The organism is Microbispora cellulosiformans, assembly GCF_008728085.1.
GTDB classification, from domain to species: domain Bacteria; phylum Actinomycetota; class Actinomycetes; order Streptosporangiales; family Streptosporangiaceae; genus Microbispora; species Microbispora amethystogenes.
In genome coordinates, this window is record NZ_VYTZ01000024.1 from 58,400 (window position 1) to 75,962 (window position 17,563).

The window sequence follows — 17,563 nt, forward strand, 5'->3', positions numbered from 1 at the left end:
GGCGAGGACCGGTGGCCGATCCCTAGGCCTGCTCGGCCTGCTCGGCGGCGGGCGCCTCGGCAACCGGAGCCTCAGCGGTCTCGGTGGCCTCCGCGGCCGGAGCCTCCACGGCCGGAGCCTCGGCGGTCTCGGCAACCGGAGCCTCAGCGGTCTCGGTGGCCTCGGCGGCCGGAGCCTCGGCGGCGGGGGCCTCCAGGAGCTCGCGCTCCCACTCGGCCAGCGGCTCGGCGGCGGCGACGCCCGCGGGCTTCTCGTCACCGCGGCCGGCGCCCGCACGGGTCATCAGGCCGTCGGCGACGGCGTCGGCGATCACGCGAGTGAGGAGGCTGACGGCGCGGATGGCGTCGTCGTTGCCCGGGATCGGGTAGTCGACCTCGTCCGGGTCGCAGTTGGTGTCCAGGATCGCGACGACCGGGATGCCGAGCTTCTTGGCCTCGTTGATCGCGATGTGCTCCTTCTTGGTGTCCACGACCCAGACCGCGCTCGGGACGCGGGCCATGTCACGGATACCGCCGAGGGTGCGCTCGAGCTTCTCCTTCTCGCGGCGGCGCATGAGGAGCTCCTTCTTGGTGAGCCCGGAGCCGGCCACGTTGTCGAAGTCGAGCTCCTCCAGCTCCTTGAGCCGCTGGAGCCTCTTGTGCACGGTGGAGAAGTTGGTGAGCATGCCGCCCAGCCAGCGCTGGTTCACGTACGGCATGCCGACGCGCGACGCCTGCTCGACGATCGACTCCTGCGCCTGCTTCTTCGTGCCGATGAACATGATGGTGCCGCCGTGCGCGACGGTCTCCTTCACGAAGTCGTAGGCACGGTCGATGTACGACAGCGACTTCTGCAGGTCGATGATGTAGATGCCGTTGCGCTCGGTGAAGATGAAGCGCTTCATCTTCGGGTTCCACCGGCGGGTCTGGTGGCCGAAGTGAACGCCGCTCTCCAGCAGCTGCCGCATGGTGACGACAGGGGCCATGGTGATGGTCCTCCATGGTCGTGTGCCCTCGGGCACGGTCTCGGTTGGTCACGCGGGCCCTATTGCCCGCGCCCTGACGCCCCGGGCCGCCGCTTTCACCGGACGCGGTCCGGACCGAGAAAGGCGGCTCGTGAATGGGCGTGCGAATTCGGCCTATCAGGCCGTCGAACAGTCTACCCGGATCCGCCCCTTCCGATGACCCTCCACCGGCGCGGCACCCGGCGGCACTCCGCACGCTCCTCCCGGCATCCCGAAGAGTGACCTTCACCTCGGGGTTTGCCATGGGTGCGGCCCGCTCGGCGCACCCCCTCGGCTTCGGGGCACCGAGGCGGCTTCAGGGGAGCCAGGCGGCGGGATGCTCCCCCTGGCGGGGCGGCGGGGTCGTCCAGCCCGGCCGCGCACCCCCGGCGAGGCCGGGAGGCGTCACATAGGTGAGCGTGCCGAAGGGGCTGTCCATCGTCGCCAGCAGATCCCCGGCCGGGGGGAGCGGCACTCCCCCGCCGTCGATCCGGCCGAGAGCGTCGAGCCACGCGGCGGTCCTCGCCAGCGACACCTCGACGTGCCAGGATCCCCCTTCGGCCGCGCGCCGGATCAGCGCCGCGACCACGCCGAAGGCCGCCAGATATCCCGTGCCGTGGTCGAGGGCCTGTGCGGGCAGCGGCGCGGGCCGCAGGCCGTCGCCGTTCTCATGGGCGATCCCGCTCGCCATCTGGACCAGACTGTCGAACCCCCGCCTGGAGGCCCACGGCCCCCGGCTTCCGTAGGCGGAGACGTCTACGGAGACGACGCCGGGCCGCAGGGCGGCCAGATCGTCCGGCCCGAAGCCCCTGGCCTGGAGCGTCCCGGGCCGGTACGCCTGGATGACGACGTCGGCCCCGCGGACCAGCTCCCGCAGCCGGTCCCGGCCCGCCTCCGAGCGCAGGTCGACGTGGCACGACCGCTTGCCGAACGCCGTCTCCACCACCAGCCCCGGCACCTCCGGCAGGTGCGCGGCGCTCACCCGCAGGACCTCCGCGCCGTAGGCCGCGAGCGTGCGGGCGGCCACCGGACCGGCGATCACCCTGGTGAGATCGAGCACCCGGACGCCGCTGAGCGGTCGTTCCCCGCCGCCCGCGCCGCGCTCCCCCACCTCACCCGGACCCGGGCCGTACCCCGCGGAGTGGCCCACGCCACCACCTGCGCCGCAGGCCCAACCTCGGACCCCACCATCACCGGCACCGTGACCGGCCCCACGGCCGTTGTCCCGGCCGCCGGGGCCGGAGAGGCGGGAGAGACCGACCAGAGGGAGGCCGGCGAAGGCCTGTGCCTGCGGGTGCGCGAGCCATTCCGCCCTGCTCCGCAGCGCGGCGGCGCAGCCACCCTCCCGGACGACCGCCTCCTCGACCTCCACGGCCGCACGACCGGCGCACGCCCTCTCGACAGCCTCCCTGCCCGACCCCGGGGCGAGCCCGAGCGCGCGCAGGGCGGCGTCCCGGTGGTGGTCGAAGTTGCAGTGGAGCCGGACCCAGCCGTCGGAGGCGGGGTAGTCCCCCGACAGGGCCGCCCAGACGTCCATGGCCTTCCCGTCCGTACGGAAGTGGCGCTCGCTCTGGAAGGCCACGGCGGCGTGTCGGACGTCGATCGCCACCTCGGGGTCACGGCTTCCCGGCCCCGAGTTCGGCGCAAGATTCGACGCAGAGCTCGGTCTGGAGTTCGGCGCAGAGCTCGGTCCGGAGTTTGGTCCGGAGTCCGGCGCAAGGTCCGGCGCTGAGTTCAGCCCGAAGTTGGGCGCTGGCTTCGGCTCGGGGCTCGGTTCAGGGTCCGGCTCGGTGGCGCGCCCGCGCCCGGCGGCGTATACGGCGACGGCGGCGCTCACCGCACCGGCCGATGCCGCCGCCATCGTGCCGAGCCGGAAGACGGACGGCAGCACGGGGTCCTGGCCCGTGACACGCACGGCGGGCAGGGCGACTCCGACGCTCGCCCCCAGCTCCGCGATGAGCTTTTCGATCACCACCGGCTCCTCACTCCCGAAACCCCCGGCAGATGCTCCGCTCGCACGACGTGTCCCGTCGCCGTGGCACTCCGCCGGCCCGCCCGTGTGGACCGGGGCAAGTATCCACGCCCGTGCCCAGCCTGCCGCGGCCACCCCTCCCGATCTCCGGCGGCGGACCGAGCTGTGGACAAGCAAGCGCTCTCGGTTCCGCGCCTGTGGATCGCTGCGCCTGTCCACAGAAAGGCGTTCGGCAGGACGCGGCCGAGGCGGGCTCGGCGAGTGTCGGGGGCCGGAGGTGGTCCCATGGCCGCGAAGGATCAACTGGGCAGGCACGGCGAGCAGCTGGCCGCGACCTATCTGACGGCGCGAGGCATGCGCGTCCTCGACCGGAACTGGCGCTGCGCCGACGGCGAGATCGACATCGTCGCCCGTGACGGGAACGCGCTGGTGGTCGTGGAGGTGAAGACCCGCTCCGGGCGCAGCCACGGCACCGCGTTCGAGGCGGTGACCGGCGAGAAGCTGCTGCGTCTGCGCGCCCTGGCCGGCCGGTGGCTGGCCGCGCACACCGAGCGGTTCGACACGATCCGGGTCGACGTGATCGCGCTGGAGAGGTTCGCCGGCGACTTCTCGCTCAGGCACGAACGCGGGGTGGTCTGAGGTGCCCGTCGCCCGGACCCACTGCGCCGGCATCGTGGGCGTCGCCGGACGCATCGTCGAGGTCGAGGCCGACGTCGGCCGCGGCGTCGCGGGAACGCACTTCATCGGGCTCCTCGACACCGCGATCAGCGAGGCCCGCGGCCGCGTGCGGTCCGCGCTGATCAACAGCGGGTTCGCCTGGCCCGACGCGCGGATCACCGTGAGCCTGTTCCCGGCCACCCTGCCCAAACGAGGATCGATCTTCGATCTGGCCATCGCGGTCGCGATCCTCGCCGCGGCCGACGCGGTGCCCGCACAGGGGATCGCGACGCCGGCGTTCCTGGGCGAGCTCGGTCTCGACGGCCGGGTGCGGCCCGTCAGGGGCGTGTTGCCCGCCGCGCTCGCCGCGGCCCAGGCGGGCGTGGGCACCATCGTGGTGCCCGCGTTCAACGCCACCGAGGCCGCGCTGGTGCCCGGCCTCACCGTCGTTCCGGTCGCCAACCTCGGCGAGCTCGTAGGGTGGCTGCGAGCGGGTGACCTGCGCCGGCTCCCGGTGGTGGCGGACGCCGCGTCCCTGTCGCGGGACGACGACCGCACGGAGGACGCCCCCGGGCCCGACCTGTGCGACGTCGCCGGGCAGCCGATGGGCCGAAAGGCGCTGGAGGTGTGCGCCGCCGGAGGGCACAACCTGTGGATGCTGGGTCCCCCGGGGAGCGGCAAGACCATGCTCGCCGAACGCCTGCCGACCCTGCTGCCTCCCCTGGACCAGGACAAGGCCCTGGAGGTGTCGGCCATCCACTCGGTGGCGGGCACGCTGCCGCCGGGACGCCCACTGCTCACCCGGCCGCCCTTCATGGCCCCGCATCACAGCGCGACGATGGCGGCCGTCGTCGGGGGTGGGAGCGGCGGCGTGGTGCGGCCCGGGGCGGTCTCGCTCGCGCACCGAGGCGTGCTCTTCCTCGACGAGGCGCCGGAGTTCGCGACCACCGTGCTCGACTCCCTGCGCCAGCCGCTCGAGTCGGGGACGGTCACCATCGCCCGGGCCGTCGGCACGGTCACGTTCCCCGCCCGGTTCATGCTGGTGCTGGCGGCGAATCCCTGCCCCTGCGGGCTGCAGGGCACCGTGGGGCATCCCTGCAGATGCACCCCGGCGGGCCGGCGCCGCTACCTCGACCGGCTCTCGGGGCCGCTGCTGGACCGCGTCGACGTCAAGGTACGGATCGGCCGGGCCACCCGGGCCGAGTTGCTCGCGGACCGGCACTTCGTGGAGAGCAGCGCGACCGTGGCCGAGCGGGTCGGGCAGGCCCGGGAGCGGGCCGCCCGGAGGCTCGCCGGCACTCCGTGGCACACCAACGCCGAGGTGGCCTCGTCCGCGCTGCATCGCCGGTTCCGCCTGCCCGACAGCGTGATGGCCCCGCTGCACCGGGGGCTCGACGTGGGCACGCTCAGCGCACGCGGCCTCGACCGCGTGCTCCGGATCTCCTGGACGCTCGCGGACCTCGCGGGCGAAGACCGTCCGGGCCGCACCGAGACATCGGCGGCCCTCGCACTATGGCTTGGAGTGGACTGATGCGAGTGACCGACTCCTCGAAGGAAACCGAGCGGCCCGGGGAGCCCGGATGGCCGGATGGAGCGCGACTCCCCGGCGAGCCGGAGCGCCCCGGCGAGGTGGGACGGCCAGACGGAGCGGGGCAACCGGGCCAGGCGGGACAGTCGGACAGAGCGGAACAGCCGGGCGAGGCGGACGGAGCGGGACAGCGGGAGCGGCCGGATGAGGCGGCGCGGCTGGCGCGGGTGGCTCTCATGCGCATGGCAGAGGCGGGTGACGCGGTGATGGGCCGCCTGATCGCCCGCCGCGGCCCGGTGTCCGCCATGGAGCAGGCGAGGCGGGGAGCGCTCGACCCCGGCTTCGTACGCGAGGAGAGCGACCGAGGCGGTCCGTCGACCCGTCATGGGGACCTCGATCGGCACGCGGCCGCCTGGGCGGCCCGCTACAGAGATCCTGCCGCCGACCTCGCTGAGGGCCGACGGCAGGGGGCGCGGCTCGTCGTCCCGGGCGACGCCGAGTGGCCCACCCAGCTTGACGACCTGGGAGATGTCAGGCCTTTCGGGCTCTGGGTGGACGGGCGGGCGAACCTGCGCTTCTCCTGCCTGCGTTCGGTGTCGGTCGTCGGGGCCAGAGCCGCCACCGCGTACGGCACGACCGTGGCGGCCGAGTTCGCCATGAGTCTCGGCGGACGAGGCTGGACCGTGATCAGCGGCGGCGCGTACGGGATCGACGGCGCCGCGCACCGGGGCGCCCTGGCCTCCGGCACGCCGACGATCGTCGTGCTGGCCTGCGGAACGGACGTCTGTTATCCCAGCGCCCACGAGGACCTGTTCCGCGCCGTGCGGGAGCAGGGGGTGATCGTCAGCGAATGGCCGCCGGGGGCCCACCCCACCCGGCTCCGCTTCCTCGTCCGCAACCGGGTGATCGCCGCCCTGTCCCGGGGAACGGTCGTCGTCCAGGCCGCCGCCCGCAGCGGAGCGCTCAACACGGCCTCCCACGCCTCCGGTCTCACCAGGCATCTGATGGCCGTGCCCGGTCCCATCACCACCGACGTCTCCGCGGGCTGCCACATCCTGATCCGGCAGGGCAAGGCCGTCTGCGTGACCTCCGCCGAGGAGATCGTCGAAGTGGTCGGCTCCATCGGGGACGACCTCGCCCCGGAGCGACGCGGCCCCGTCTGGCCCCGTGACGGGCTGAACGACGAGACCAGGCGCGTCCTGGAGGCGATCCCGGCGCGGGGCGCCGCGGGCCCCGCCGCGATCGCCGTCGCCGCCGGCGTCGACATCGGGACGGCACTGTCCTGCCTCGGCGGCCTGGCCGCGGCGGGCTTCGTCGAGAACGCCGACCGGGGATGGCGGCTGCGGCCCACCGCCCGGGGCTGACACGTCACCCCGGCGCTCCCCCGCGCCGCCCCGAACGCGCGTAGGTTCAAGTGCGGGCCGCCGGCGCGGCCCGTCGAGGTGGCAGGGAGCGAAGGGAAGGGCGGGCATGACAGCGGGCGAAGGGCGGGATCACGGGCGGTTCGATGTCGTGCTGGAGCAGTTCGAACGGCATCTGCGTCTCGAACGGGACCTGTCACCCCACACGGTGCGGGCCTACCTGGGTGACGTCACCGCACTGATCGCGCACCTGACCGCGGCCGGGCAGACGGACCTGTCCGGCCTGGACATCACCGGCCTGCGTGACTGGCTGGGCGACCAGCACCAGGCCGGACGCTCCCGGGCGACGCTGGCCCGCCGTACGGCGTGTGCCCGGGTCTTCACCGCCTTCTGCCACCGCCGGGGCTGGCTGGCGAGCGACCCGGGTCTGCTTCTCGGCACCGCCAAGGCGGAGCGCCGGCTGCCCAAGGTGCTGGATCAGACCGAGGCCGGGGCCGTTCTCGACGCGCCCGCACCGGACGAACCCAAGGACCTGCGCGACCGGGCCATGCTCGAACTTCTGTACGCCACGGGCATGCGGGTGAGCGAGCTGTGCGGCCTCGACGTCGACGACGTGGACCGGGACCGCAACACGGTCCGGGTGATGGGAAAGGGGCGCAGGGAGCGGACCGTCCCGTTCGGCCTGCCCGCGCTCCGGGCGCTCGACGCGTGGTGTGTGCGCGGCAGGCCTCTGTGGGTCCGCGAAGGAAGCGGTCCGGCGCTCTTCCTCGGTGTCCGGGGAGGGCGCGTCGACCAGGGCACCGTCCGGCGCGTCGTCCACACCCGGCTGGCGCAGGTCGAGGGGGCGCCCGACATGGGTCCCCACGGGCTCCGCCACACCGCCGCCACCCACCTGCTCGAAGGCGGGGCCGACCTCCGGTCCGTCCAGGAACTGCTCGGACACGCCTCGTTGGCCACCACGCAGATCTACACCCATGTGTCGATAGAACGGCTACGGGCGGCCTACCGTCAGGCCCACCCCCGGGCCTGACGACTCCTCGTCCCGATCCTCAGCCGGCCGACCCTGCCCTCCACCAGCCCGGCCGGGCCAGGCCGGGGGCCGTCCGCATCGAAGCCCGCCCGGTCTGACGCCTCGTCGCGGCTGTCAGGGGCCGCCGACGGGCCAGCGGGGCAGGAGACGGACCTGTCCCTGCCCGAAGAGGAGAAGCGGATCGAGGTAGAGACGGCCACTCGACAGGCCCCGGTCACTCAGCACGCCCCCGTCACTCAACAGACCCCAGTGCAGGCATGACACCGGACAGTGCGCGGCGCCGTCCTCGATGACGCCGATGAGCTGTCCGGCCGCGACGACCTCACCGGGGCGTACCAGGGCACGCACCGGCAGGTAGGTGGTGCGCAACCCTCCGGCGTGCACGACCGTCACGACTCCCCGCCCGGCGATCCGCTCCGCCACGCCGGCCCTGCCCGGCCCCGCGGCCCTGACCTCCTCGCCGGGATCCGCCGCGAGGTCCACTCCCCGGTGACCGGCGAGCCAGCGCTGTGCGGGCGGATCGAAGCGCCTGAGCGGCCGTGCGGGCCTGGGCCTGAAAAGCGGCCACACCCATTTGGATGCTCCTCCGGGGAGCCGCATCCCCGCCGCCCGGGACGGGCCGGACGAGGCCGCCTCGCGCGGATAGTCGGCCGCCCCTGCCCGCTCCACCTCGGGCGGATGGCCCGCCGCCGCGGAGTGCTCCGTCCCGGGCGGAAGGGCCTCCGCGGGTCTGGCCGCCCGCACTGGCGCAGCGGGAAGGTGAGGCGCCTTCGAGGACGCGGGGGCCAGGGACGGCTTCGGAGGAGGATTTGGGAGAAGAACGGCGCCGGTGAAGCGGGCGGCGTCCGAGGGAGAGGCCAAAGCCGCGATCAGCAGGACGAGGACGAACGGATACGTGACGAGACGCATGCGGGCCAGGATGTGCCGTACGGTCCCGCGCCAGGCGGCCGAGCGCCGTTCTGTGGACAGGCACTCCACGGAGGACAGCCGTCGCGCACGATCAGCCGTTGTGCCCAGTCAATGCCGTAATCAGGCAGCCGGCCTCGTGCCGGAACAGGGCGCGTCCTCAATCAGCCGCTGTACCGCATCAGCCGCTCTCATGCCGGAACAGGGTCGTCCTCGATCAGCCGGGCTGGAGCAGCCGCCTCATACTCTGTCGGCCGCCGACCGGATGGCCGCCGTACCGGGCCGGCCGAGGTCGGACGCGGTCAGTTGGAGAAGCCTTCCTTCGGCATCTCGAGGTCCGGCTTGGCCAGTTCTTCGACGTTGACGTCCTTGAAGGTCACGACCCGCACGTTCTTCACGAAGCGGGCCGGGCGGTACATGTCCCAGACCCAGGCGTCCTGCATCTTGACGTCGAAGAAGACGTCGCCGTTCTCGGCGGTGCGCACGTCGAGATCGACGGAGTTGGTGAGATAGAAGCGCCGCTCGGTCTCGACCACGTAGGTGAACAGTCCGACCACATCGCGGTACTCCCGGTAGAGCTGCAACTCCATCTCGGTCTCGTACTTTTCGAGATCTTCGGCGCTCATCCCGGTCCTCCTCTTCCGCTCCCCGTCGAGATCCCTGCCGAGACTCCCGTCGAGGTCCCCATCAAGATCGCCGGCTGAGACCGGTCCTCTTCAGAGGACACCGGCCCCGACCTCATTCTCGCGCATGTCCCCATCCTGCCCCGTCCACAGTCCCCCCGCCGGGACCGGTGTCCCATGAGTCACCCTGGCCACCGTCACGAACGAGAACCGGTGCTGGGCACACGGCCCGTGGCGGGCCAGCGCCCGTCTGTGCCCCGGTGTCACGTATCCCTTGTGCAGGGCGAAGCCGTACTGCGGGTAGGTCTCGTCGAGACCGTGCATCAGCCGGTCCCTGGTCACCTTCGCCACGATCGAGGCCGCCGCCACGCATGCCGCGACCTGGTCGCCCTTCCAGACGGCCAGTGACGGCGCGGGCAACCCGGCCACCGGGAAGCCGTCCACGAGCACGTAACCGGGGACGAGCCCCAGCCCGGCGACGGCCCGCCGCATGCCGGAGATGTTGCACTTGTGCAGGCCGCGCTCGTCGATCTCCCTGGGTGGGATGACGACCACGCTCACGGCCCGCGCGGTCGCCATGATCCGCTCGTGGAGACGTTCGCGGACGGCCTCGGTCAGCAACTTGGAGTCGCCCAGCCCGTCGATCTCCCGCCCCAGCACGACCGCGGCGACCACCAGCGGTCCGGCGCAGGCGCCGCGCCCGGCCTCGTCCACCCCGGCGACCGGCGTGAAACCCCGCCGGGCCAGGGCCCGCTCGTAGCCGTAGAGTCCGGAGTCCCGCCGTACGACACTCGGGCGCGGACGATAGGCAGCTGTCATGACGAGAAGCAGATTACGCCCCATTCGGGACCTGCGATACGGCCGAAACCGCCTCCGGCGGCAAAGCCGCAGGTGAGATCAGCGAACGACCGAGAAAGTGTCGGGACGGGACAGGAGCGAGATCCGGTTCAGCGGCCAGTAGCGCAGGAACGCGCGCCCGATGATGTCGTCCTCCGAGATCGTGCCCTGGTGTCCGTCGTCCAGGTAGAAGCGCGAGTCGGCGGAGTTGTTCCGATGGTCGCCCATCAGCCACACCCGCCCCTTGGGGACCTTCACGTCGAAGTCCCGGCCGGAGGGATAGACCCCCGGGTAGAGGTACTTGCCCTCCTCGTCCAGGGGCGTCCCGTTCACGGTGATGCGGCGCTTGTCGTCGCAGCACTTCACATGGTCGCCGCCGACGCCGATCACCCGCTTGATCGTGTCCTCGCCGTCCCAGCCCTTGAAGACCACGATGTCGCCGCGCTCCACGGACCCCAGCTTGTACGCGAGCTTGTTGACCACGACGTAGTCGTTGATCAGCAGCGTGTTCTGCATCGACTCCGACGGGATGTAGAACGACTGCAGGAGGAACGTGTGGATCAGCAGTGCGGCGACCACCCCGCCGACCATGTACAGGAGGGTGTCCCGCAGACCCGAGCCCTTCTTGGCGGCGTCCTTCTCCTGCTTCCCGGGCCCGGTCTCCGTCGGCACCGTCTCCGCCGGCACCGTCTCCGATGGTCCGGCCCCGGCCGGGCTCTCGTCCACGGGACGTACGGGCCCGCCGCCCGCGCCTAAGCGGCTCTCGTCGGCCTCGCTCACTTGCTCTCGCTCTCTCCTCCGGGCTCGCGCACGTCCGCTCTACCGCCGCCGCCTCAGCCTGCGCCCCATCCGGCGCCCCATCCGGCGCCCCACGGCGACCAGCGGCACGGCCCCGGCGAAGCCGGCCGCGAACGGCGCCGCTCCGGCGGCGGCCTGGAAGCCCGGCTGCCCGAACGTGTCCGGGATCGGCAGGATCTTGGCCCGGTCGAACGGCCAGACGATGACGAACGCGCGCCCGATCACCTTGTCGGCGGGGATCGTACCGCCGCCCGGGTCACCGGTGTGCAGGCGGGAGTCCCAGGAAAGCGAGCGGTGGTCGCCCATGACCCACAGGCGGCCCGGCGGCACGGTGACCTCGAACGGCCGGTCCGACGGCGCGTTGCCCGGGTACAGATACGACTTCTCGTCGAGCGGCACGCCGTTCACGGTGACGCGGCCCTGGGCGTCGCAGCACTTGACCTTGTCTCCGGGGACGCCGATGACCCGCTTGATGTAGTCCTTCTCCCCCGGGACCATTCCGAAGGCCGTGCCGATCCAGCGCATGGCCCCGACGACGGGGTTCGACGGCTCCTCTATCTGCACCTCGGGGTCCCAGGAGTCCACTCCGGAGAACACGACGACGTCACCGCGCGCGATGTCGCGTACGCGGTAGACGAGCTTGTTGACCAGGACCCGGTCGTTGATGAGGAGCGTGTTCTCCATCGACCCCGACGGGATGTAGAACGCCTGGACCACGAAAGACTTGATCAGCAGGGCCAGAGCGAGAGCGACCACGATCAGAACGGGCAACTCACGCCAGAACGAGCCTTTCTTCTTGCCGTCCTCGGCGTTCTGCTTGACGTCTTCGGCGACCACGTCCACCCCGTCCTCGACAGGCGACTCGTGCCCGGCCCCTGTCCTCGCTAGCCAACGCTGCTGAGCCTAGATGATGTCCAGGACGGCGAGCGTCGAGGACACCGCATCCCCGGCCAAAAAGAAAGTGGCCCGCACCTGAGGCACGGACCACGATCCCCAAGGCCCTACTTGGCGGCCGGCAGCGCCTCGCGCTTCTCGCGGATGCGGGCGGCCTTTCCGCGCAGGTCACGCATGTAGTACAGCTTGGCCCTGCGGACGTCGCCGCGGGTTACCAGCGTGATCTTCTCGATCACCGGGCTGTGGACCGGGAAGGTGCGCTCGACGCCGACGCCGTAGCTGACCTTGCGGACCGTGAACGTCTCACGGATACCGCCGCCCTGACGGCGCAGGACGAACCCCTTGAACACCTGGATACGGGACCGGTTGCCCTCGACGACGCGGACGTGAACCTCCAGCGTGTCACCCGGGCGGAAGTCCGGTACGTCGCTGCGCAGGGCAGCCTTCTCGAGCTCCTGGATCTGCGTGTGCATGGCGGCGGTTCCTCATTGACATGAGCACGCGGAGGTCCACCCGGCCGGGCCGCGGCTCGGCATCGAGGGGGACACGCGCGCTTGGCTTGATACGTCTTGTCTGCCACGTCTCGACCGGGGCTCACCCGGACATGCGGAAGTAGGCAGCAGCGACTCAGTCTGCCACATCTTCCGGCGCTGCGCGAAACGCGCCGCCCGACTCGCCGACCGACACTGCGGCGGACCGGTGTTCCTCGAACTCCTCGACGACCCGCCGGTCGTGCTTGTCGAAGCTCTCCCGGTCGAGCCTGGCGGCCAGTTCCGGCCTGCGCTCCAGCGTGCGGCGCAGCGCCTCGTCCCGCCGCCACCGGGCGATCCTGCCGTGATGACCCGACAGGAGGACCTCGGGCACCTCGTGCCCCCGCCACACGGGCGGTTTCGTGTAGACGGGGCCTTCCAGCAGGTTGGCCATGGCACCCGGGGCGAAGGAGTCGTCGGCCACCGACCGCGCGTTGCCGAGGACCCCGGGCAGCAGCCTGCCCACGGCCTCGACCATCACCAGGACGGCGGCCTCTCCCCCGGCCAGGACGTAGTCGCCGATGCTCACCTCGTCGGCCCGCAGGCGGGCGCCGTACTCGGCCACGACCCGGGAGTCGATGCCCTCGTAGCGCGCGGGCGCGAACAGCAGCCACGGCTCCTTGGCGTACTCCAGCGCCACTTCCTGGGTGAACGGCCGTCCGCTCGGCGTGGGCACGATCATCCGGGGCAGCGTGTCCTCGCCGGAGACGGCGCGTCCCTCTCCGATCACGGCGTCGACGGCCGCGCCCCAGATCTCCGGCTTCATCACCATGCCGGGCCCGCCGCCGTACGGCGTGTCGTCCACCGTCTTGTGGACGTCGTGGGTCCAGTCGCGGAGCTGGTGCAGGTGGATGTCCAGGATGCCGCGCTCGCGCGCCTTGCCCATCAAGGAGACGTCGAGCGGAGCGAAGTACTCCGGGAAGATCGAGATGATGTCGACGCGCATGCGGCCGCTCCTACTCCGCCCCGGTGTCGAGCTCGGTGTCGAGCAGTCCGGGCGGAGGGTCGACGACCAGGATCCCCTTCCCGAGGTCGATCTCGGGCACGAGCGCCTTGACGAACGGGATGTACGCGTCGTCGAGGGCCGGCCGGGTCACCACCAGCAGGTCCTGGCCGTGGTGGAGGACGTCGCCCACCTCGCCGACCCGTTCTCCCTCGGTCGTCACGACCGTCAGGCCGATGAGTTCGTGGTCGTGGAACTCGTCGGGGTCCTCCAGCGGCGGCAGGTCGGCGGAGTCCACGACGAGCAGCGTGCCGCGCAGCGCCTCGGCGGCGTCGCGGTTCGCCACGCCCTCGATGGTCAGCAGCAGGATGTCCTTGTGCCACCGGGACCGCTCGACGGTCACCGGGCCGGCCGAGGCCGGGTCGGTGACCAGCGTCGTACCCGGGGCGAACCGCGAGTCGGGGTCGTCGGTGCGCACCTCGACCGTGACCTCGCCCCGCACGCCGTGCGGACGGCCGATCCTGCCCACGACTAGCTGCACGTGCCGCCTACCTCCGCCAACAATCCTTCTTCGTCACTTTTCGTCCCGAGGCGCCGCCGCATCCCTGCGACCGCCTCGCGACCACTCGCGGAAAGCCCCGGAAAACACACCGGGGGACCCCGGTGCGGGGTCCCCCGGGCGCGAGCGTCGCCGCTGGAGCGGGCTCAGCGCGCCTCTTCAAGGTCGACCAGGTCGATCCGCACGTACTTGCCGTCCGACAGGGCGTTGACGACGGTGCGCAACGCCCTGGCCGTACGGCCGCCACGGCCGATCACCTTGCCGAGGTCGTCGGGGTGAACCCGGACCTCGAGAACGCGCCCGGTGCGAATGCGCCGGGCGCGGACCCGGACGTCGTCCGGATGCTCGACGATGCCCTTGACCAGGTGTTCGAGGGCTTCCTCGAGCACCTCAGGCCTCGCCTTCCGGCTTCTCCTCCGCGGCCGGGACCTCGGCGGTCTCTTCGGCCTTCGCAGGCTTCCTGGCCTTCTTCGGCGTGGTGGCGGCGGCGCCGGTGTCACTCGACAGCGACTCCCGGGCCGCGGCCTCGTACGCCGCGTGCCGGTCGGGCTTGGGCTCGGCGACCAGGAGCGGAGTGGCGGGGGCGGGCTCGCCCTTGAACTTCTGCCAGTCGCCGGTCAGCTTGAAGATCTTGAGGACCGGGTCGGTCGGCTGCGCGCCGACGCTCAGCCAGTACTGCGCCCGCTCGGAGTTCACCTCGATGCGCGAGGGGTTCTCCTTCGGGTGGTAGAGGCCGATCTCCTCGATCGCCCGGCCGTCCCGCTTGCTCCGGGCGTCGGCGATGACGATGCGGTACTGCGGGTTGCGGATCATTCCGAGCCGCTTGAGCTTGATCTTGACTGCCACGGGTGTGGTCTCTCCTGCATTAGAGCGTGGGTGAGCGGTGTCTCGTCGAGTGGGGCACGACGCGAACCCGCTCGAGGGACAGACGCGGCCGGCGGAGGTGAGAGGGCATCCGCCTGGTCACGATGTTCCAGCCTGACATTCTGCCAGATGATTGCGCATGCTCGGGCAACGACGGCCCCGGCGCCGCTCCCGGTTTTCCCCCTCCCGGGAAAAGGGGCACCCGGAAAGGACCCGGAGAGGCTCCGCCGGTGACGGGGAGACACGCGCCCTCGTGGAAAGGGCGCCCGATCAGGCGAACTGACCGGCCGGATCGGCCGTCCAACAGGCATGCGAGTAATCACGAGCACAGCCGGCGTCGCGGCGGCGGCGGCCATCCTGCTGTCCACCGGCTACGCCCTGTCCGCCGTCGACGCCGCGCGTCCGGCGTCCGGAGCATCGGCCGCGGGGCCGGGCGGAGGTTCCGGCGAGGGTACGGGCAGGGCCGCCGGCGCGGTCTCCGCCTCGTCGGCACCGGCGGCGCACGACACGATCCGCGCCGCATCCACCTCCACCACCTCCACCGGCTTCTCCGCCAAGGCGCCCGCGCGGTGCCGTACGACGGGACTGCGGGCACGCGTCGGGCGGCAGGACCCGGGAGCGGGGAACCGCTACGCGCCGCTCGTGCTGACCAACACCTCGGGCCGGACCTGCTGGGTCTACGGCTTCGTCGGGCTCGTCCTGATCGACGGCCGGGGCGACGTGCTGCGCACCCGCACCCGCCGGGAGAGCGTGACGCCGCACCGGGTCACGCTGCGGCCCGGCGCGAGCGCGCACGCGCGACTGCACTGGACGGTGGTGCCGACCGACCACGAGACCCGGTGCCCCGCCTCGGCCCGGCTGATGATCATTCCGCCGGACGAGGTGGCGCACCTGGAGGTCCCGTTCAGCGCCACGATCTGCGACGACGGCAGGATCGACGCCAGGCCGATGGCCCCCGGCGCCGGCCTCTGACCCCGCCGGCCGACCGTTACTTCTGGCCGGGCAGCTTGAGCTTGGAGGGGTCGAAGCCGGGCGGAAGCTCCAGGCCGGGGGGCAGCTGACCGCCGTTCCCGAGGTTGCCGAGCAGGCCCTTGGGCAGCTTCGGCTCGTCCGAGCCGTCCGAGGCGGCGTTCGCCCCGGCCTTGCCCAGCGCGGCCTTGCGGGGGTCGCCGCTGACGCGGCGGCCCTTCTTGGGCTTCTGCGCCTTCTGCTTGCGCCCGCCGGGCATGCCCGGGATGCCCATGCCCTGGGTCATCCGCTTCATCATCTTCTGCGCCTCGAAGAACCGGACGACCAGGTTGTTCACCTCGGTGACCGTCACTCCGGAGCCCTTGGCGATGCGCGCCCGGCGGGAGCCGTTGATGATCTTCGGGTCCTGCCGCTCACCGGGGGTCATCGAGCGGATGATGGCGGCGACGCGGTCCAGGTCGCGGTCGTCGACCTGGTTGAGCTGCTCGCGCATCTGGCCCATGCCCGGCATCATGCCGAGGAGGTTCTTGATGGGCCCCATGCGGCGGACCATCATCATCTGCTCGAGGAAGTCGTCGAGGGTGAAGCCGTCGCCGGAGACGAGCTTGCCCGCCATCTTGGCGGCCTCCTGCTCGTCGAACGTCTTCTGCGCCTGCTCGATCAGGGTGAGGATGTCACCCATGTCGAGGATGCGGCCCGCCATCCGGTCGGGGTGGAAGGCGTCGAAGTCCTCGAGCTTCTCGCCGGTGCTGGCGAACATGATCGGCCGGCCGGTGACGTGCCGCACCGACAGGGCCGCGCCGCCGCGGGCGTCGCCGTCGAGCTTGGTCAGCACGACGCCGTCGAAGCCGACGCCGTCCATGAAGGCGCGGGCGGTGCTCACCGCGTCCTGGCCGATCATCGCGTCGAGCACGAACAGGACCTCGTCCGGCGTGACCGCGTCGCGGATGTCGGCGGCCTGCTTCATCAGCTCCTGGTCGATGCCGAGGCGGCCGGCGGTGTCGACGATGACCACGTCGTGCTGCTGGCGCCGCGCGTGGTCCACCGACTGCCGCGCCACCGCGACCGGGTCGCCCACGCCGTTGCCTGGCTCGGGGGCGTACACCGCCACTCCGGCCCGCTCGGCCATGACGGCGAGCTGCTGCACGGCGTTGGGGCGCTGGAGGTCACAGGCCACGAGCAGCGGGGCGTGCCCCTGCTCGCTCAGCCACCTGGCGAGCTTGCCGGCGAGGGTCGTCTTGCCCGAGCCCTGGAGACCGGCCAGCATGATCACGGTCGGCGGGTTCTTGGCGTAGCGCAGCCGCCGCGTCTCGCCGCCCAGCACCTCGATGAGCTCGTCGTTGACGATCTTCACGACCTGCTGGGCGGGGTTCAGCGCCTGGGAGACCTCGGCGCCGCGGGCCCGCTCCTTGATCCGGGCCACGAAGTCCTTCACGACCGGCAGCGCGACGTCCGCCTCAAGAAGCGCGATGCGGATCTCGCGGCAGGTCGCGTCGATGTCGGCGTCGGAAAGCCTGCCTTTGGACCGAAGGGAGGAGAAGACCGAAGTCAGCCGGTCGGAAAGCGTCTCGAACACGTGTTTGGCCAGCCTCGAAGCGAGTGGACGGGTCGGTGAACCATCAGTCTCCCCAGACTATCCGCCCGTACGGCGTTCACGCCCGCGCCGCCGTGGTGAGATCGCCGGGCGGCGCACCGGGGTCGTCACCGGAGTGCGCCGACGTGCGACGTCAGGGCGTGCTCGACGAGCGTGATCAGGGTACTCTTCACCGATCCCCGATCCCGGGCGTCCGTACGGACGATCGGGACCCCGGGTGAGATCGTGAGCGCCTCCCGCAGTTCGTCCTCCGAGTGGGTGTACTGCCCGTCGAAGCCGTTGACGCCGACGACGAACGGCAGCCGCGCCTCCTCGAAGTAGTCCACCGCGGGAAAACTGTCGGCCAGCCGCCGGGTGTCGACCAGCACCACCGCACCGATCGCCCCCCGCACCAGGTCATCCCACATGAACCAGAACCGATGCTGACCCGGCGTACCGAACAGATACAGAATCAGATCCCGATCCAGCGACACCCGCCCGAAGTCCATCGCCACCGTCGTGGTCGTCTTGTGCGGC

General features: G+C 71.8%; 19 protein-coding genes. 5 read left to right on the forward strand and 14 right to left on the reverse strand.

Going from position 1 to position 17,563, the window contains the following annotated elements; translation table 11 throughout:
* Positions 1–22: 22 nt before the first annotated feature.
* Together rpsB and F5972_RS38615 are read right to left on the reverse strand one after the other, a co-directional pair.
* Positions 23–964 carry a 30S ribosomal protein S2 gene (rpsB, locus tag F5972_RS35675; RefSeq protein WP_150940394.1) on the reverse strand — a complete coding sequence of 314 codons (942 nt, stop codon included), beginning with the start codon at positions 962–964 and terminating at the stop codon, positions 23–25.
* 334 nt (positions 965–1,298) lie between these two features.
* Positions 1,299–2,954, reverse strand: a complete 1,656-nt coding sequence (locus F5972_RS38615; RefSeq protein ID WP_225312197.1) for a CoA transferase — start codon at positions 2,952–2,954, stop codon at positions 1,299–1,301.
* 285 nt (positions 2,955–3,239) lie between these two features.
* Here F5972_RS38615 and F5972_RS35690 point away from each other — a divergent pair, with 285 nt between their 5' ends.
* The 4 genes from F5972_RS35690 (at position 3,240) to F5972_RS35705 (ending at position 7,530) form a co-directional block, all read left to right on the forward strand.
* Positions 3,240–3,593, forward strand: coding sequence for a YraN family protein (locus F5972_RS35690; protein WP_150940396.1), 354 nt, complete (start codon positions 3,240–3,242; stop codon positions 3,591–3,593).
* 1 nt (position 3,594) lies between these two features.
* A complete protein-coding gene (locus F5972_RS35695) occupies positions 3,595–5,142 on the forward strand; it encodes a YifB family Mg chelatase-like AAA ATPase (RefSeq protein WP_150940398.1) in 1,548 nt (515 codons plus the stop codon).
* Positions 5,143–5,381: 239 nt separating this feature from the next.
* Entirely contained in the window at positions 5,382–6,503 is a 1,122-nt protein-coding gene (gene dprA, locus F5972_RS35700) for a DNA-processing protein DprA (RefSeq protein ID WP_404803101.1), read from the forward strand.
* A gap of 106 nt (positions 6,504–6,609) precedes the next feature.
* Positions 6,610–7,530, forward strand: coding sequence for a tyrosine recombinase XerC (locus F5972_RS35705; RefSeq protein WP_150940402.1), 921 nt, complete (start codon positions 6,610–6,612; stop codon positions 7,528–7,530).
* A gap of 114 nt (positions 7,531–7,644) precedes the next feature.
* On the opposite strand, the gene F5972_RS37685 is transcribed toward F5972_RS35705, so the two are convergent.
* From F5972_RS37685 to rpsP, 10 genes are all read right to left on the reverse strand, one after another.
* Entirely contained in the window at positions 7,645–8,439 is a 795-nt protein-coding gene (locus tag F5972_RS37685) for a M23 family metallopeptidase (RefSeq protein ID WP_191910480.1), read from the reverse strand.
* Between the two features lie 299 nt (positions 8,440–8,738).
* Positions 8,739–9,062: a DUF2469 domain-containing protein gene (locus F5972_RS35715; RefSeq protein WP_012888569.1), complete on the reverse strand. Its 324-nt coding sequence runs from the start codon at positions 9,060–9,062 to the stop codon at positions 8,739–8,741.
* A 90-nt stretch (positions 9,063–9,152) separates the two neighbouring features.
* Positions 9,153–9,878, reverse strand: coding sequence for a ribonuclease HII (locus F5972_RS35720; RefSeq protein WP_150940405.1), 726 nt, complete (start codon positions 9,876–9,878; stop codon positions 9,153–9,155).
* 78 nt (positions 9,879–9,956) lie between these two features.
* Positions 9,957–10,676 (reverse strand): signal peptidase I, encoded by a 720-nt coding sequence (lepB, locus tag F5972_RS35725; RefSeq protein ID WP_225312199.1) that lies wholly within the window; start codon positions 10,674–10,676, stop codon positions 9,957–9,959.
* A gap of 39 nt (positions 10,677–10,715) precedes the next feature.
* Positions 10,716–11,537 (reverse strand): signal peptidase I, encoded by an 822-nt coding sequence (gene lepB, locus F5972_RS35730; protein ID WP_150940406.1) that lies wholly within the window; start codon positions 11,535–11,537, stop codon positions 10,716–10,718.
* A gap of 158 nt (positions 11,538–11,695) precedes the next feature.
* Positions 11,696–12,061 (reverse strand): 50S ribosomal protein L19, encoded by a 366-nt coding sequence (gene rplS, locus F5972_RS35735; protein WP_117409798.1) that lies wholly within the window; start codon positions 12,059–12,061, stop codon positions 11,696–11,698.
* Between the two features lie 154 nt (positions 12,062–12,215).
* The gene (gene trmD, locus F5972_RS35740) at positions 12,216–13,064 is read right to left on the reverse strand and encodes a tRNA (guanosine(37)-N1)-methyltransferase TrmD (RefSeq protein WP_150940409.1); all 849 of its coding nucleotides are present in this window, start codon (positions 13,062–13,064) and stop codon (positions 12,216–12,218) included.
* Between the two features lie 10 nt (positions 13,065–13,074).
* Positions 13,075–13,602 (reverse strand): ribosome maturation factor RimM, encoded by a 528-nt coding sequence (gene rimM, locus F5972_RS35745; RefSeq protein WP_150940410.1) that lies wholly within the window; start codon positions 13,600–13,602, stop codon positions 13,075–13,077.
* 164 nt (positions 13,603–13,766) lie between these two features.
* A complete protein-coding gene (locus F5972_RS35750; protein WP_117409795.1) occupies positions 13,767–14,009 on the reverse strand; it encodes an RNA-binding protein in 243 nt (80 codons plus the stop codon).
* Position 14,010: 1 nt separating this feature from the next.
* On the reverse strand, positions 14,011–14,466 hold the full coding sequence (gene rpsP, locus F5972_RS35755) for a 30S ribosomal protein S16 (protein WP_150940412.1): 456 nt from the start codon (positions 14,464–14,466) through the stop codon (positions 14,011–14,013).
* Positions 14,467–14,793: 327 nt separating this feature from the next.
* Here rpsP and F5972_RS35760 point away from each other — a divergent pair, with 327 nt between their 5' ends.
* Entirely contained in the window at positions 14,794–15,456 is a 663-nt protein-coding gene (locus F5972_RS35760; RefSeq protein WP_150940414.1) for a DUF4232 domain-containing protein, read from the forward strand.
* 16 nt (positions 15,457–15,472) lie between these two features.
* Here F5972_RS35760 and ffh read toward each other — a convergent pair whose 3' ends face one another.
* Together ffh and F5972_RS35770 are read right to left on the reverse strand one after the other, a co-directional pair.
* On the reverse strand, positions 15,473–17,029 hold the full coding sequence (gene ffh / locus F5972_RS35765; protein WP_150940416.1) for a signal recognition particle protein: 1,557 nt from the start codon (positions 17,027–17,029) through the stop codon (positions 15,473–15,475).
* A gap of 125 nt (positions 17,030–17,154) precedes the next feature.
* The coding region (locus F5972_RS35770; RefSeq protein ID WP_191910481.1) for a GTP-binding protein at positions 17,155–17,563 on the reverse strand (409 nt) is incomplete at its 5' end.